The 14,885-nt window shown below is 73.3% G+C and carries 14 protein-coding genes; 7 read left to right on the top strand and 7 right to left on the bottom strand.

Annotation, left to right across the window (positions count from 1 at the left end; all coding sequences use genetic code 11):
• Positions 1-134: 134 nt before the first annotated feature.
• Positions 135-1,967 (bottom strand): protein kinase domain-containing protein, encoded by a 1,833-nt coding sequence (locus N1031_RS00665; RefSeq protein ID WP_259477657.1) that lies wholly within the window; start codon positions 1,965-1,967, stop codon positions 135-137.
• A complete protein-coding gene (locus N1031_RS00660) occupies positions 1,960-2,778 on the bottom strand; it encodes a lytic transglycosylase domain-containing protein (RefSeq protein ID WP_259477656.1) in 819 nt (272 codons plus the stop codon). The genes N1031_RS00665 and N1031_RS00660 overlap by 8 nt, the downstream gene beginning before the upstream one ends.
• A gap of 125 nt (positions 2,779-2,903) precedes the next feature.
• Between N1031_RS00660 and N1031_RS00655 the strand changes: the two genes are divergently transcribed.
• On the top strand, positions 2,904-3,803 hold the full coding sequence (locus tag N1031_RS00655; protein WP_259477655.1) for an ABC transporter ATP-binding protein: 900 nt from the start codon (positions 2,904-2,906) through the stop codon (positions 3,801-3,803).
• Here the strand turns inward: N1031_RS00655 and N1031_RS00650 are convergent.
• A complete protein-coding gene (locus N1031_RS00650) occupies positions 3,720-4,493 on the bottom strand; it encodes an oxygenase MpaB family protein (RefSeq protein ID WP_259477654.1) in 774 nt (257 codons plus the stop codon). The genes N1031_RS00655 and N1031_RS00650 overlap by 84 nt on opposite strands.
• Before the next feature lie 33 nt (positions 4,494-4,526).
• Here N1031_RS00650 and N1031_RS00645 point away from each other — a divergent pair, with 33 nt between their 5' ends.
• Positions 4,527-5,774 (top strand): geranylgeranyl reductase family protein, encoded by a 1,248-nt coding sequence (locus N1031_RS00645; RefSeq protein WP_259477653.1) that lies wholly within the window; start codon positions 4,527-4,529, stop codon positions 5,772-5,774.
• Between the two features lie 15 nt (positions 5,775-5,789).
• On the opposite strand, the gene N1031_RS00640 is transcribed toward N1031_RS00645, so the two are convergent.
• Positions 5,790-7,769, bottom strand: a complete 1,980-nt coding sequence (locus tag N1031_RS00640; RefSeq protein ID WP_259477652.1) for a cellulase family glycosylhydrolase — start codon at positions 7,767-7,769, stop codon at positions 5,790-5,792.
• Positions 7,770-7,904: 135 nt separating this feature from the next.
• Here N1031_RS00640 and N1031_RS00635 point away from each other — a divergent pair, with 135 nt between their 5' ends.
• The 3 genes from N1031_RS00635 (at position 7,905) to N1031_RS00625 (ending at position 11,647) form a co-directional block, all read left to right on the top strand.
• Entirely contained in the window at positions 7,905-8,696 is a 792-nt protein-coding gene (locus N1031_RS00635) for a class I SAM-dependent methyltransferase (protein WP_259477651.1), read from the top strand.
• A 95-nt stretch (positions 8,697-8,791) separates the two neighbouring features.
• A complete protein-coding gene (locus N1031_RS00630) occupies positions 8,792-10,192 on the top strand; it encodes an MFS transporter (protein ID WP_259478044.1) in 1,401 nt (466 codons plus the stop codon).
• 21 nt (positions 10,193-10,213) lie between these two features.
• Complete coding sequence (locus N1031_RS00625) at positions 10,214-11,647, top strand: LssY C-terminal domain-containing protein (RefSeq protein ID WP_259477650.1); 1,434 nt, start codon at positions 10,214-10,216, stop codon at positions 11,645-11,647.
• Here N1031_RS00625 and N1031_RS00620 read toward each other — a convergent pair.
• The 3 genes from N1031_RS00620 to N1031_RS00610 form a co-directional block, all read right to left on the bottom strand.
• Entirely contained in the window at positions 11,628-11,951 is a 324-nt protein-coding gene (locus N1031_RS00620; protein WP_259477649.1) for a hypothetical protein, read from the bottom strand. The two genes, N1031_RS00625 and N1031_RS00620, sit on opposite strands and share 20 nt — an antisense overlap.
• 92 nt (positions 11,952-12,043) lie before the next feature.
• The gene (locus N1031_RS00615) at positions 12,044-13,012 is read right to left on the bottom strand and encodes a diacylglycerol/lipid kinase family protein (RefSeq protein ID WP_259477648.1); all 969 of its coding nucleotides are present in this window, start codon (positions 13,010-13,012) and stop codon (positions 12,044-12,046) included.
• Positions 13,013-13,025: 13 nt separating this feature from the next.
• Positions 13,026-13,700, bottom strand: a complete 675-nt coding sequence (locus N1031_RS00610; RefSeq protein ID WP_259477646.1) for a hypothetical protein — start codon at positions 13,698-13,700, stop codon at positions 13,026-13,028.
• A gap of 91 nt (positions 13,701-13,791) precedes the next feature.
• Here N1031_RS00610 and N1031_RS00605 point away from each other — a divergent pair, with 91 nt between their 5' ends.
• Together N1031_RS00605 and N1031_RS00600 are read left to right on the top strand one after the other, a co-directional pair.
• Positions 13,792-14,112, top strand: a complete 321-nt coding sequence (locus tag N1031_RS00605; protein ID WP_259477645.1) for a DUF7882 family protein — start codon at positions 13,792-13,794, stop codon at positions 14,110-14,112.
• Between the two features lie 67 nt (positions 14,113-14,179).
• On the top strand, positions 14,180-14,845 hold the full coding sequence (locus N1031_RS00600) for a TetR/AcrR family transcriptional regulator (RefSeq protein WP_259477644.1): 666 nt from the start codon (positions 14,180-14,182) through the stop codon (positions 14,843-14,845).
• Positions 14,846-14,885: the final 40 nt, after the last annotated feature.

The following is a 14,885-nucleotide window of genomic DNA, read 5'->3' as shown; positions in this document are numbered from 1 at the left end:
TCATGCCGACGATGTTCGAGTCGGCGGGTGAACGGACGGGGGCCTGCCGCTGAAGGAGGTGTGGCCGCGGTGTGGAGATCGAGAGCGGCGCCCCGGGTTCCCACCCGCTTTCGGGGGTGGGGTGATAAAGGCGGTCAGCGGGGCGTCGGGGTGGGGGTCGGCGTCGGCGTGGGTGCCGAGGATGTGGGCGTGACGGGCGTGCCCGGGGCCGGTCCCAGCGAGACGGTGAGGGTGATCGTGGCGCCGTGGGCGAGCTCGACACCGTCGGCGGGGAGGCTGGCGATCACCGACCCCGCCGGCGCCTCGGAGGCGCGGCCGCTCAGGATGCTCGTGAACCCGGCGTCGCGCACCGCCGCCTGCGCCTCGGTCTGGGTCGAGCCCACCACAGGCGGCACCAGGTTCGTGCCGGACGCGACGACGAGCGCCACGGCCTGGCCGCGGGTGAGCGGGCTGCCCTCGCCGGGCTCACTGCGCAGCACCGTGTCGGCGGCGAGTGCGGAGAACTCTGCCGACACGGCACCCACGGCCAAGCCGGCCGCCTCGAGCGCCGCCCGCGCCGCGAGCGACGTCGAGCCCGCGACCGCCGGCACGGAGGTCTCGACGGCGGCAGTGACGACGTCCGGAACCGCACCCGACGTCGGACCGACGGCGTCGGACGACCCCACGGGGTCGGGGGCGGTAGGTGCAGCCGAGCTGGTCTGCGCCACGGAGCCGGAGGGCGCCACCCCCGCGAGGGAGCTCGGCGCGCCCCCGGCCGCCATCGACCAGGCCACCACGACCACGCCGACCACCGCGGCGACGATCAGCCACAGCGCGGCCCCTGCCCTGCCCTGCCTCGGGTCCGCCTCCGGCTGGGACATCGGGCGCTGCACTGAAGGGGCGGTCCTCGCCCTCGTGCCCGTGCCGGTCGGGGCGACCGTCGCCGTACCCGTCGCGATGAGCGGGGGCACCGCCGCACCTCCCCGCGTGCGGGGCAGCACGGCCGTCTTCACCTCGGTGCCCGACGCCGGAGTGATCGCCGCCACCCCTGCGAGATGTGTGGCGGCCGCCCGCACCGCGAGCAGCATCTCCTGCGCCGAGGCGAACCGCGCGGCCGGGTCTTTGAGCAGCGCCCGCACCACCACCCGGTCGAGGGCGCGAGAAACCCCGGCGCGCGACACCGACGGCACCGGGGGCGGCGCGCTCAGGTGCGCCAGCATCACCGCCCGGCGGGTCGGGCGCACGAAGGGCGGGGCGCCCACCAGGGCGAAGTACAGCACAGCTCCCGCCTGGTAGACGTCGCCGCGCTCGTCGACCGCATCGCCCCGCGCCTGCTCGGGCGAGAGGTAGTTCACGTTGCCGAGCACGCCGACGTCGCCGTCGGCGGCCTGCCCACGGAGCACATCGGTGCCGACCGCGGCCCGGCCCGCCGCATCCGCCAGCCCGAAGTCGAGCAGCCGCACCCCCGAGGGCCTGAGCGTGCCGCGCCGGTCGAGCGCGATCATCACGTTCGCCGGTGACACGTCGCGGTGCACCAGGTGCTCGGCGTGGGCGTAGGCCAGCGCAGACAGCACCCCGTCGGCGACGGCGAGCGCCTGCGCCGCCGGCAATGGCCCGCGCTGCTCCACGAACTCTGCGAGGGTGACACCGGGAGCGCGTTCGAGGGCGATCCAGGCCTGGGGGTCGCCGTACTCGCCCGCCTCGTCGTGCACGCCGACGCCGAGCACACGCACGATGTTCGGGTGCAGCAGCCGCTCGGCGGCACGCGCCTCCGCGAAGAAGCCCTCCCGGGCCGCTGCCGACCGGGAGAGGTGCGGATGGAGCACCTTCAGCGCGACGGGCAGCCCGGTGTCGAGGTCGTCGGCGGCGAACACCGACGCCGAGCCGCCGGAGCCCAGCAGCTCTCCCAGCCGGAACCGGCCGGAGACCAGGCCCGCGCCCGCACCCGGCGCAAGCCCGCCCTCAGGCCTCTCCCCCGGCTCAGCCACCGGACGCCGGCACGGCCGCGGCCAGTGACGCGTACTCGTTGGCCGTCGCGGCCACCGAGTCGACGTAGCTGTCGAGGTGGTTGTAGGCGAACACCGCCGCCCGCCAGCTCTCGGCCGCCGACAGCGAGCCGTAGTGGCAGAGGTAGCGGCCCGCGGCGAGGGCCGCGTCGTCGATCTGCTGCGGATCGGCGGTGCCGTCACCGTCGGCGTCGGCACCCCAGCGATCCCAGGTCTGGGGGATGAACTGCAGCGGACCGACCGCCCGGTCGACGGCCGCATCGCCGTCGAGGGCTCCGCCGTCGCTGTCGGAGATCGCGTCGTAGGCTCCACCGTCGAGCGCAGGCCCGAGGATGGCGGGCTGAGCACGCCCGGCGTCGTCGAGTGCCGATCCGCCATGGGTGCCGTGACCCGACTCGATCCAGCCGAGCGCGGCGAGGGTGTTCCAGCCCACGCCGCACGACGGCTGCTCGCCCGCGAGTCGCAGGGCGGCGGCGGCGTACCCCGTGAGCGCCCGCTGGGGTATGCCGGTGGCCAGAGCGACGGACTCCGCCCAGACCGGGTCGACGAGCGCGACGGCCGCACCGCCGTCACCCGCCGTGACCAGGGCGCCGCCCTCTGCATCCGGAACCGGCACCACCGGGGCGGCGGCTGCGGCGCCGAGCCCGCCCTGCACCGACCCCGCCGGGAGGGACTGCACGGCACCCGACCGCGCCGGGTCGAGCGCCGCCGCGGCCAGCGCACTGACCCCCAGCCACACACCCAGCGCGAGCAGGCCCGTGACGAGGGCTCCCACGGCGACACGGGCGATCATGGCCGAACCCTCGCCTGGCGAGGTGACCGGGAGGCGACCGGCCGGTGAAGGAGGCGTGACGCGACGGATGCGCGCCGGCTCGACGCGATGCCGAGCGCGGGCGCCGCGGGGAGCAGAATGGTCGGATGCACGTCGCTCCCCCGCCCTCCGACCATCGCTCCGACGATAGCACCGCGCCCGTTCTCGAGCTGCGTGACGTCACCTTCGTGCGGAGCGGCAAGGTCATCCTCGACCGCATCGACCTCGCGGTGCGGCCCGGCGAGCACTGGGCGCTCATCGGACCGAACGGCGCGGGCAAGAGCACCATCCTGAGCCTCGCGGGGGCGCTGCAGCACCCCACCTCCGGCGAGGTGCACGTGCTCGGTCACCGCATCGGCCGGGTGGAGCTGCAGGCGCTGCGGAGATCGATCGGGCACGTGAACCCCCGGCACCCGATCGGGTCCGCCCTGCCGATCCTCGACGTGGTGCTCACCGGATCGATCGGCACCGTGGAGCTGCCCCCGCACTGGACGCCGGAGCCCGCCGAGATCGACCGCGCCCGCGGGTTCGTGGAGTTGCTCGGCCTCGGGGCGAAGAGCGCCGAGCCGTGGACCACCCTCTCGCAGGGCGAGCGCGGCCGCACCCTCATCGCCCGGGCGCTCATGACCGATCCCCGCCTGCTGCTGCTCGACGAGCCCTCCACCGGGCTCGACGTCGCGGCGCGGGAGCAGCTGCTCGACACCATCGACGCGGTGCGCGTCGCACATCCCGCCCTGGCCTCCGTGCTCGTCACGCACCACCTCGAGGAGCTGCCGGCCAGCACCACCCACGCGGCACTGCTGGCCGGGGGCCGGATGCGCGAGACGGGCCCCGCCCGGGAGGTGCTCACCACCCGGGCCGTGACCGAGTGCTTCGCGCATCCGATCGCCATCGAGCACCGGCACGGGCGGTGGAGCGCCCGGTCAGTGCGTGCGTCGGAGCCCGGCGAGGTAGTGCCGCTGCGGCCAGCGGCGCACGGCGGCGGGCAGCACGCGGTAGACGGCTGAGACTCCCCCGAGGGTGCGGCGCAGACGCCGCTCGTGGGTGACGCTCCAGTCGAAGCCGTAGAGCTCGCGCACGTTCGGCGGGAGGAGACCGACGGTCACGAAGCGGGCCAGCGGCATGACGGCCCGCAGCCACCGAGGGGCGTTCTCGGCCCGGAACAGCGCGGTCGCCACACCGCTCACGGCGGGGTCGACCGAGAGCGTGGCGAGGGTGGAGTCGAGGTAGGCGCGGAATGCGGCGCGGTCGGCCGGCCAGAGCTCGAGGGGCATCTGCAGGTCGGTGCCGAGGCGGGCGTACTCCCGGTAGACGCGCTCGCCCTCCTCGGGACCCAGGGGGCCGAAGGTGCGCTCGTAGAGGCTGATCGCGGTGTCGTAGAGCGTGGCGGCCACCCAGAGCTGCAAGGCGGGGTCGTGGGCGTCGTAGGCCGGGGCCGAACGGGTGGGGTCGCCGTGCACCGGTGCGTGGGCGCGGTTCACGGCGGCGCGCATGCGCCGGGCGTCGTCGGGGGTGCCGTTGGAGAGCGCGTAGATGTAGCTCAGCGTGGCGGTGAGTCGCTTCATCGGCCGGGCCGCGAAATCGCTGTGCTCCACCACCCCGCGCCCCACTCCCGGGAGGGCGATCTGCAGCAGGATGGCGCGGCCGGCCCCGGCCAGGAGGATGCCCTCGGGGGCGATGTCCGCCAGGGTGCGCATGGGTGCGACGCTAGCACCGCCTAGCCTGGGAGCATGTCCTCTCCCACGACGCCGCCGATCGCAGACCGGGTCTGGGACGTGATCGTGGTGGGCGCGGGCCCCGCGGGTTCGACCGCCGCGCGCGTCGCCGCGGAGGGCGGGGCGAGCGTGCTGCTCGTCGACCGCGCCGTGTTCCCGCGCTACAAGACCTGCGGCGGTGGGCTCCTCGGCGAGTCGCTCGCGCTGCTGCCGGAGCCGGTGCGGGCCACCGTCGAGTCGCGCGTCGCGGAGGTGGTCGTCACCGAGCGGTTCGGGCGACGGCAGCGCATCCGTCGTGGCACCCCCTTTCTCGCGATGGTGCGGCGGGTCGAGTTCGACCAGGCGCTCGTCGACGCCGCGGTCGCCGCCGGTGTCGTGTTCGCGCCGGGCACCGCCGTGCGGTCGATCGAGACGCCGGATGCGCGGGGCGGCGGGGTGCTGCTGTCGACCAGTGCGGGCGTGCTGCGAGGGCGGGTCGTGATCGGGGCCGACGGCACCAACAGCCGCATCGGCCGCCACGTGGGGGTGGAGCTCGAGGGGGTCGACCTCGGGCTCGAGGACGAGCTCGCGATGCCGGAGGGGGCGGTGGGAGACGCGGAGACCGTGGGCTGGCGCGATGTCGTGCGGCTGGACTGGGGCGGGGCCGCGGGGAGTTACGCCTGGGTGTTCCCGAAGGCCGGGTCGCTCACGGTCGGGGTCATCCAGGCGAGGGGCTCGGCCGACGAGACCCGCTACTACCTCACCGCGTGGCGGGAGTACCTCGGTCTCGCCGACGCGGTCGAACTGCACTCCTCGGGCCACCTCACGCAGTGGCGTGCCCCGGGCTCGCCCGTGCGCCGCGGGCCCGTGCTCGTGGCGGGCGACGCGGCAGGCCTGCTCGAGCCGTGGACGCGCGAGGGCATCTCGTACGCCCTCCGCTCCGGTACCTGGGCGGGAGCCGCCGCCGCCCGCGCCGTCGCCTCGGGCGAGGCGCACGCCTCCTCGCCCGCCCTCGAACCCCTCGAGGCGGCGCTGGCGCGGTACGACGCGCGCGTGGCCGCGGAGCTCGCTCCCGAGCAGGAGGTGGGCGCCCTGCTGCTGCGCGCGTTCGAACGGCACCGCACCCTCGTGCACCTCGTGCTGCGCACCCGGGCGGGCGCACGCTACTTCGTACGCTTCTGCCGGGGAGACACCTCGCTCGCCCACCTCCCCCGCCACCGCCTCGCGATGCGGGCACTGCGCCTCCTCGCCGGCCTCGCGCATCCGTCACCCGCGAAGCGCTGATCGAGCGCTCTGCCGTCAGCGCGCGGTGACGGCGAGGGTGGGTGAGGCCGGTGCGGCGGGGGCGGCGACCTGCACGCCGGCCTTCACGGTCTGGCCCGGCGAGAGGAAGGCCGCCCAGTCCGAGCCGGTGCAGACCACGCGCGTGCCCTCGATGACGCAGCTCATGCCCCAGGAGCCGAGCACCGCGGTCGCGCCGGGGTCGTCCCACGACACCTCCCAGCCCGACGCTCCCCCGCTGTTGGTGACCGAGACCTCGGCCACGTAGCCCGACTCCCACGAGCTCTGCACCGACCACAGCGCCCCGAGACGGCCCTCCTGAGCGCTGAGGGGGCCACCGGATGCGGGTGGCTCTGCGGTCTCTCCGGTCGCGTCATCGGGAGCGGCCGGTTCGTCGCCGACGGTCCCACCGCCCGCGGGTGCCCGCGCGACCCAGGGAACGCCCGGCGGAGCGGCCGGCGCGGTCACCCAGGGCAGGAGCGCCGAGGCCGAGTGCTTCGAGGGGCCGGCGTCCCCGGCGCCCTCGCTGCCCGCATCCGTGCCCTCGCCCGCATCGGGCTCGCCGTCCTCCGCACCATCCGGGCCGGAGCCGGGTGTGGGCGTGGGAGCCGGAGCGGGCGTGGCCGCGGGAGCGGGCGTGGCCGCAGGGGCGGGCGTCACGACCGTCCCCGGCCCGAGCAGCGGCGCCAGCGCGGCGACCTTCTCGGCCTGGGGCGTGACCCAGTCGTCGGCCACGAGCCCGCCGGTGTCGCCGGAGTTCGGGTTGAACGACCAGTAGGCGAAGCTGATGCCGGTGCCCGCGAGGTACGCCACGATCGTCTCGAACCAGGCTCGGTCGGTGTCGTCCTCGAGCCGCGACCCGAACTCGCCGAGCAGCACCGGGGCGATGCCCTCGGTGGCGAGGTACCCCCAGTTCTCCTCCCACACCGACGGCAGGTTCGCCGGGTACGCCGGATCGTCGAACCAGCTCTGCGGGTAGATCGACCGCGGGTAGTCGTGCGGCGAGTAGACCACCTGCCCCGGGACGGCGAGCGACACCGGGTTCGACCGCGCATCCGAGAGCCCGCCACCCCACCAGGTGTAACTGCCGTCGCCCTGCCGCTCGACGCCCTCCACGACGATGAGAAGCGTGGGATCGACCGCGAGGACCGCGTCACCCGCCCGCGTGGCGGCGGCGGCCCAGTCGGTGGCGGCGTCTCCGCAGCCCCAGCAGGCGGCGCCGTGCGGTTCGTTGTGGAGATCGAAGCCGATCACCGAGGGCCTGTCGCGATAACGCTCGGCGAGCATGGTCCAGTCGGCGATCCAGGTCGACTCGGGGAACCTGTCGGTGTACCAGAGCGCCGACTGCGACCCCGAGTCGGGCCGGTGCCGGTCGAGGATGACGTTCAGTCCGTACCCCGCGGCCCGGTCGATCACGGTGTCCAGGAGCTGCAGCGGGGTGAGCGAGACGAGGTCGGGGTTCGCCTGCGCACTGATGGAGGTGGTCGCCGAGGCGGCGAGGCACTCGTTGGAGTACGGCAGACGGATGCTGTTGAACCCCATCGAGGCGAGCTGCGCGAGCCCGGAGTCGAGCGAGATGGTCCAGAGTCCGTGCGGCGCGCAGTTGCTCGTCTCCAGGCCGAACCAGGCGGCGGCCTTGATGACGTAGGTGTCGCCCGAGGCCGTCACGATGCGCGAACCCTCGGTGTGCAGCCGGCCCGGCAGCGTTCCCGCGCGGTCTCCGGATACGGGCGGCTGGGCGGTCGTGCCCGTCTCGCCCGTCGCGCCGCCGGTGTCTCCCGGCGTGGCCGTCTCCGGTGCCGTCGGCGAGGTCGTCGCCGCGGGGTCGGAGGGCGCGAGGGCGTCGTCGCTCGCCACACCCGAGTGGCGGGGTCGCGGCGTGGGGTCGGCGTCGGTGCTCGTCGACGTGCTCTCCCCGCCGGTCACCACCGCACCCCCTCCGAACAGCATCGCGGCGGCGACGACGGCGGCGAGGGCCACCCGTGCCGACCTGCGCATCCGCTCTCCCCCGTTCGTCGTGCCGCGCACCCACGCGGCCCCCTCCCACCGTACGCGGTCCCACCCGCCTCGCCAGCCCCGCCCGTCACAGCATTCCGGGCGCCCAGGGGCGGCACGGGGTGGTTGACTGGGGGTGTGAAGGATCGACGGCTGGCGCAGAGCTTCGGGGCCGAGGCGGCGGCGTACGAACAGGGCCGTCCCGGCTACCCGGCCGACGCCGTGCAGTGGATCCTGGCCGCGACCTCCCCCGACGAGCTCGCGCCGGCCCACGGGCAGGGCAGCAACCACCCGGGAGCGGCGGGCCGCGTCGAGGTCGTCGACCTCGGAGCCGGCACCGGCAAGTTCACGCGTGCCCTGGTCTCGGAGGGCGCCGAGGTCACCGCCGTCGAACCCGACCCGCAGATGCGCGAGCGCCTCGCCGTCGCGCTCCCCGAGGTGACCACGCTCGCCGGCACCGCCGAGAGCATCCCGCTCGGCGCCGCCTCGGCCGATCTCGTGACCATGGCACAGGCCTGGCACTGGGTCGATCCGGTCGCGGCCTCCGCCGAGATCGCCCGAGTGCTGCGCCCGGGCGGCGTGCTCGCCCTGGTGTGGAACGTGCGCGACCACCGGGTGCCCTGGGTGCAGGCCCTCACCGAGGTGATCGGTGCCTCGATCGCCGAGGAGTTCGACACCGTCCACCCGCCGCTGGGTGACCCGCTCGTGCGCGACGCGTTCGCCGAGTTCGACTGGAGGTTCCCCCTCGACCGCGACGGCATGCACGCCCTGGTCGCCTCCCGCAGCTCCGTGATCGCCCTCGACCCACCCGCCCGGCACGAGCTCGCTGACCGCCTCGACAAGCTACTCGACGCGCATCCCGCCCTGGCCGGGCGCACCGGCTACGAGCTGCCCTACCGTACGCGCGTCACCCTCGCGCGACGTCCCTGAACGCCGCGACCGGGCGCGGGCCCGGCGGGCCGCGCGGCCGCACCCCGAACCCCGTCGGCTTCCGCTCCGAACGCGGACCCGTGCTGATCGCGCTCATGGTCACCACCGGCCTCGTGGCGATCGACTCCACCATCCTCGCCACGGCCGTGCCCACCATCGTGGGCGAGCTCGGCGGCTTCGCCCAGTTCCCTCTGCTGTTCTCGATCTATCTGCTCGCCCAGGCCGTCTCCGTGCCCGTCTACGCCAAGCTCAGCGACACCCTAGGGCGGAAGCCCATCATCCTGGTGGGCATCGGCCTGTTCCTGCTGGGGTCGGTGCTCTGCGGGCTCGCGTGGAGCATGCCCGCCCTGATCGTGTTCCGGGCCGTGCAGGGCCTCGGGGCGGGGGCGGTGCAGCCGATGGCGGTCACGATCGCCGGCGACATCTACTCGGTGGTCGAGCGCGCCAAGGTGCAGGGCTACATCGCGAGCGTCTGGGCCGTCTCGGCGGTGGTCGGTCCCACCCTCGGCGGGGTATTCTCGGAATTCCTCTCCTGGCGCGCCATCTTCTTCGTCAACGTGCCGCTGTGCCTCCTCGCCGCCGTCATGATCGTGCGGCGCCTGCACGAGAGCGTGCGCCCGCAGCGCCACCGCATCGACTTCGTCGGCGCGGCCCTGCTCACGGTGGGCATGAGCGCACTCATCCTCGGTCTGCTCGAGGGCGGCCAGGCCTGGGAGTGGGCCTCCTGGCCGGGCATCGGCTCGTTCGCGCTCGCCGCGGTCGCGCTCACCGCCTTCGCCGTGGTACAGACCAGGGCGGCGGAGCCCATCCTGCCGCCGGCCGTGCTGCGACGCCGCCTCATCCTCACCACCACCCTCACGAGCCTCGGCGTGGGCGCGATGATGATGGGCCTCACCTCCTACGTGCCCGCCTACCTCGAGGGCGCGCTCGACGTGTCGCCGCTCGTCTCGGGCCTGGCGCTGGCCACCCTCACGCTGGGCTGGCCGACCGCCGCCACTGTCAGCGGCCGGTTCTACGGCCGCTTCGGCTTCCGGTTCACGATCATGCTCGGCACCGTCGTGGCCCTCGCCGGCGCGGTGCTGCTCGCGGCGACGGCCCAGCACCCGTCCATCGCGGTCGTGGCCGTGGGATGCTTCGTGATCGGGTTCGGCTTCGGACTCGTCGCCGCCCCCGGCCTCATCTCGGCGCAGTCCAGCGTTCCCTGGAACGAGCGCGGCGTGGTCACCGGCACGAACCTCTTCGCCCGCTCGATCGGCAGCGCGGTCGGGGTCGCAGTGTTCGGGGCGGTGGCGAACGGCATCATCGGCGCCTCCTCCGGAGGCACGACCGGCGATCCGGATGCGGCGGCCGTCATCGCGGCGTCGGCGGCGGTCTTCCTCGCCATCGCGATCACGGGGGTGCTGCTCGTGGTGGCCGGGGCACTCGTGCCGAGGGTCTCGGTACGCGACGTCTCCCCCGAGGTCCCCGACCCCGACGGGCCCGCCCGCGCGGCCTGACCGCGACGGTATCGTGTCCCTATGCCCCGCTCACACAGCTCGCCGCCCGGCGACGACACGCGTGTGCGCGCCACCGAGATCGGCCTGCGCCGCCGCCGCGGCTTCTCGCTGAACGCCCTGTTCGACAACCTGTTCTTCGTCGTGGCGGGCGTGGCCGTGGTGTGGCTGGCGTACCTCGTGCTGAACGAGGGCTTCGCCTCGGGCTGGGCGCAGATCTGGTTCTATCTCGTGTTCTGGGCGCTGGTGGCCTACATCGCGCTGCCGCGCCTGCACCGCATCCTCACCAACATCTACGTGCCCAACTACTTCATCGGCCGCACCCGCACGAGCGACGGCCTGCTCGGCGACCCGGTGAACCTGGGCCTCCTCGGCTCCGAGGAGCAGCTGCACTCGGCCATGCTCGCCGCCGGCTGGACGAGGGCCGACGACCTCACCCTGCGCAGCGGCTGGCGCATCGTCACCTCCACGCTCCTGCGCCGCAGCTACGACGAGGCCCCGGTGAGCCCCCTCATGCTGTTCGGCCGCAACCAGGACTTCGCCTATCAGCAGGAGGTGAAGGGCAACCCCGCCAAGCGCCACCACGTGCGCTTCTGGCGCTGCCCCGACGGCTGGCTGCTGCCCGGCGGCCACCACACCGACTGGCTCGCGGCCGGCACCTACGACCGCGCCGTCGGTTTCTCGCTGTTCACCCTGCAGATCACCCACAAGATCGACGAGAACACCGACGTCGAGCGCGACCACATCGTGTCGACGGTGCAGGAGGCGGATGCGGCGGTCGCCGTGACGGTGCTGAAAGACTTCGCGACGGGCTACCACTCGCGCAACGGGGGCGGTGACGCGATCGTGACCGACGGCGACCTGCCCGTCATCGACCTGCGCGCCGTCACTCCCTCCGCGGCGGCTCAGGCCATGGTGGCGGCCGAGCCGACGGTGGTGCCGGGCGCCGGTGCCGCGACCGCATCGTCGACGACGACGGACACACCGGTGCGCCTGCGCCGCCCCACACCGACCCTGTTCGGCGCGGTGGTGGTGCTCGTGCGCGCCTTCGTGCCCGCCGCCATCGTGCTCGCCGTGCTGCTCGACTGGGACGGCGTGAAGCAGCTGCTCGTGATCGAGGTGGGCTCCGACGCCGACGAGCTCTTCGACCGCGATCTCGTGCTCTGGGTGTTCGTCGCCTTCGCGCTGGTGTTCCTCGTGGCCGAACTGCTGCTCGGCATCGCCGTGCTACGAGGCAGCAACGTGGCGCGCATCCTTGTGATGTGCTTCAGCCTCACCAACATCGTCATCGTGGCGGTGCAGCACATCCAGGGCGAGGCCATCACGCTCAACACCAGTCTCGTCGGGCTCTCGCTCGACATCCTCATCCTCATCGCACTCTCCTCGTCGCGCGCCCGCGACTACGCGCGCCAGCCGGGGCGCCGGAGGAGCCGGGTCGTCACGCCGCGAGCATCGTGAGGCCGAGGCCCGCGATCGACACCGCGACGGCCGCGGAGGCGAGAGCGACGTTGGAGAGCAGGGCGTCGGAGACGCGATGCCCGCCGCGACCCGACTCGGCCGCGGTCATCGCCTGAGCGAGGTCGCTCCAGCTGCCGAGCGACCGGCCGGTGGCCCCCACCACCACGAAGTGCCCGTCGACGTACTCGATCATGCCCGCGTACTCCCCCGCCCGGGTACCCACCCAGAGCTTGGTCTCCGGCGTCGACCAGCGGATGGGCTCGACGGCCGTCGTGCCCGCCACGGGCATCGCGATGAGTGACATTGCGCCTCCACTCCTGAGTCGTTCTTATTGTTAGAAAGACTAGTGACTATAGAGGCGAGCAAAGAGGGGCTTGCCGGTCGCGTCCGATCTGATTACTGTTCGCGCGGCACGCGCACGGTGAGCGCGCCGGGGTCGACCCAGGTCTTCACGGCGACGGCCTCGCCGAACGGGTCGCCGTCGAGCTCGATCTCTTCGGGGCGCTGCAGCTTGAGCACGAGCTCCCGTCCCTTGAGGTAGTTGAGCGCCCGCACCTCCTTCGTGAGGCCCATGAGCTTGCGCCCTACCGTGTTGCGGCGCAGCACGCCGTTCTCCCAGAACACCTTCACCATGATCTGCACCCAGCCCACGAAGCCCTCGGGCCGCAGCACGACGATGTCGAACACCCCGTCATCGACGGCCGCCTCGGGCAGCAGCAGGATGTTCGCGGGCAGCGACCCGCAGTTGCCCACCATGATCGTGTGCGCCCGCACCGAGCGGTTCGGCCCGCCGTCGAGGCTGTACCGGATGTGCAGCTGATTCTTGTCGCGCAGCACCTGCGCGATCGCCTTCACGTAGGCCAGCCACCCCACCTTCGCCTTGAGCTCGTCGTCGGTGGCGGAGAGCATCTTGGCGTCGAGGCCGAGCCCCGCCATCACGAGGTAGGCGTGCTGACCGACGGTGCCGTCGGGGTGACGGATGCGGATGAGGCCGAGGTCGATCGCGCGGTCGTCGCCGCGGAACGCCGTCTCGAGCGCCGTCGCGGTGTCGTCGAGCGTGAGGTCGAGGTTGCGGGCGAGGAGGTTGCCGGTGCCCGAGGGGAGGAGACCGAGCGGCACCCCCGCATCGCGGAGCTCTTCGGCCACCGCGCGCACCGTGCCGTCGCCGCCGGCGGCGATGACGAGGTCGGCACCCTCGGCGAGAGCCTGGCGCGCCTGACCCTGGCCCGGGTCGTCCTCCGTGGTCTCGATCCAGAGGGTCTCCGCCCAGCCGGCGGCCTCCTCCTCGGCGGCGACCGCGGCCTTCAGGGCCTCGAGGTCGACCTTCACGGGGTTGTACACGAGTGCGGCACGGGGCGTCGTCATGCCGCCGACCGTATCAGGAGCGCCGGTGCCCCGCCCGCGCCTGGCGCGCCGCTCTGGCGACGCGGGCCGCGGCGGCCTCTCGGCTCTCCGCCAGCTCCCACAGGTCGAACTCGCGCACCCTGCGCATCCGTTCGGCCCGCAGCCGGCGGTACTCGTCGTCGACGACGACCCCGGCGACCTCCCGGGCGTCGTCGAGCCGCGAGGAGAGCTCGCGCGCGATCTCCTCCCAGGCGCGCTCCCGCGCCTCCTCCACCACCCGGGCGACGACCTCGGGGTCGCGCGCGTCGTCGCGCAGGCGCTTCGCCACGCGGCGGTACACGGCGCGTCTCGCCGAGAGCAACTCGACGTCGCGCGACTTGTAGTCGTGCTCGTGCCTGGCCACCCCGGGGTCGAGTTCGACCTGGTCGATCAGCTCGGCGGCGTGGTCGGCGTTCTGGTCCTGCTCGATCGCGAGGTCGGCCACGACGGCGGCGTAGGCCCGGGCCGCCGAGTCGCGGTCGAACGGCTCGTCGTCGCGCAGGGCGGACACGATGAGCCGGTTCTTGAGCGCGAGCACGGCCGAGAACCGTGCGATCAGCAGCCCGTCGTCGACCGCGGCCTCGAGCTCCTCGGGCGGGAGCGGGGGCGGGGCGACGATCGGTTTGCCCGTCGCGATCCACTTGGGGAGGCGTGAGCGGTTGCGGGCCATCGTGCGCCTCCTTCCGCCTCCAGGATAATCCGCTCGGGCCTGGGATTCCGTTACCATCGGCGATGAGGGAAATCGCGTAAGGAGTTACTCGGTGGGAACACTGGTCTACGGGCCGCAGGCGTCGGAGTTCGAGTTCGACGATCGGCTGCTCGCGCATCTGCGCGTGGTGATCGTCACGAAGTTCCGCCGGCGCGAGTCGTTCACCCTCTCGTGGGAGATGCACCGCGACTCGGGGGGCGGCCGCATCTCGCTCTGGCTCGATCCGTCGATCCCGTTGCAGTTCCGCTTCCGCGGGTCGCGCGAGCCTTCGCTCAACCGCGAGTGGATCGAGCATCTGGCCACCATCGCGGGCAGCACGACGGGTCTGGTGCCGCTCGACGAGCCCAACGCGCCGACCGCATCGTCGCTGTAGCGGGCTTTCCGGCTTCGCCTAAACTTTCGCATTGCGAAATCTTTCGTGATGTGAAAATATTGCGGATGTGACCCTCACCGAACCAGCCGACGCACCCTCGGGTGCTCGCGAGCGCAAGAAGCGCGAGACCGCCCGTGCCATCGAGGTGGCCGCGGTCGAGCTCGCGCTGGCGCAGGGGCTCGGCGAGGTGACGGTCGAGGCCATCAGCGCGGCGGCCGATGTCACGAGCCGCACCTTCTTCAACTACTACGCCAGCAAAGAAGATGCGGTGCTCGGCAATTCGCGGGCGTTCCCCCCGCCCTCGCTCGCCTCGGTCGCGTGGCGGCCCGGCTCCTCGGTGAGGTCGCAGGTGCTCGCCGCCATCCTGGGGCACCTCGAGTCGTTCGACATGGGCTCGCCCGCCTTCGTCGAGAAGAAGCGCCTGCTCATCAGCGCCAACCCGCACCTGCTCGCCAAAGACTTCCAGTCGCTCGGCGCCATCGAGGCCGAGTTCGCCCGCGAGGTCGAGCGGCTGCTCGGTGAGGAGGCGCGGGGCGGCCCGAGCCCCCTCACCGCCGACGACATCGTGCCGGGCGATCAGGCGTGGGCGATCGTGTTCTCGATCGGCTCGACCCTCCGCATGGCGATGCACACCTGGAGCAGCGTGTCGGCGAGCACGGGCGTCGACCGCACCCTGGCCGAGCACATCTCCTACGCCGACCGTCTGCTGCTCGGGGTGGCGTCACCCGGCTGAGCCCACCGTCGCAGCACCCTCCATCCTCGTCCCCGTCGCT

The organism is Herbiconiux moechotypicola (genome assembly GCF_024979255.1).
GTDB classification, from domain to species: domain Bacteria; phylum Actinomycetota; class Actinomycetes; order Actinomycetales; family Microbacteriaceae; genus Herbiconiux; species Herbiconiux moechotypicola.
This window is presented reverse-complemented; position numbering and strand designations above follow the sequence as displayed.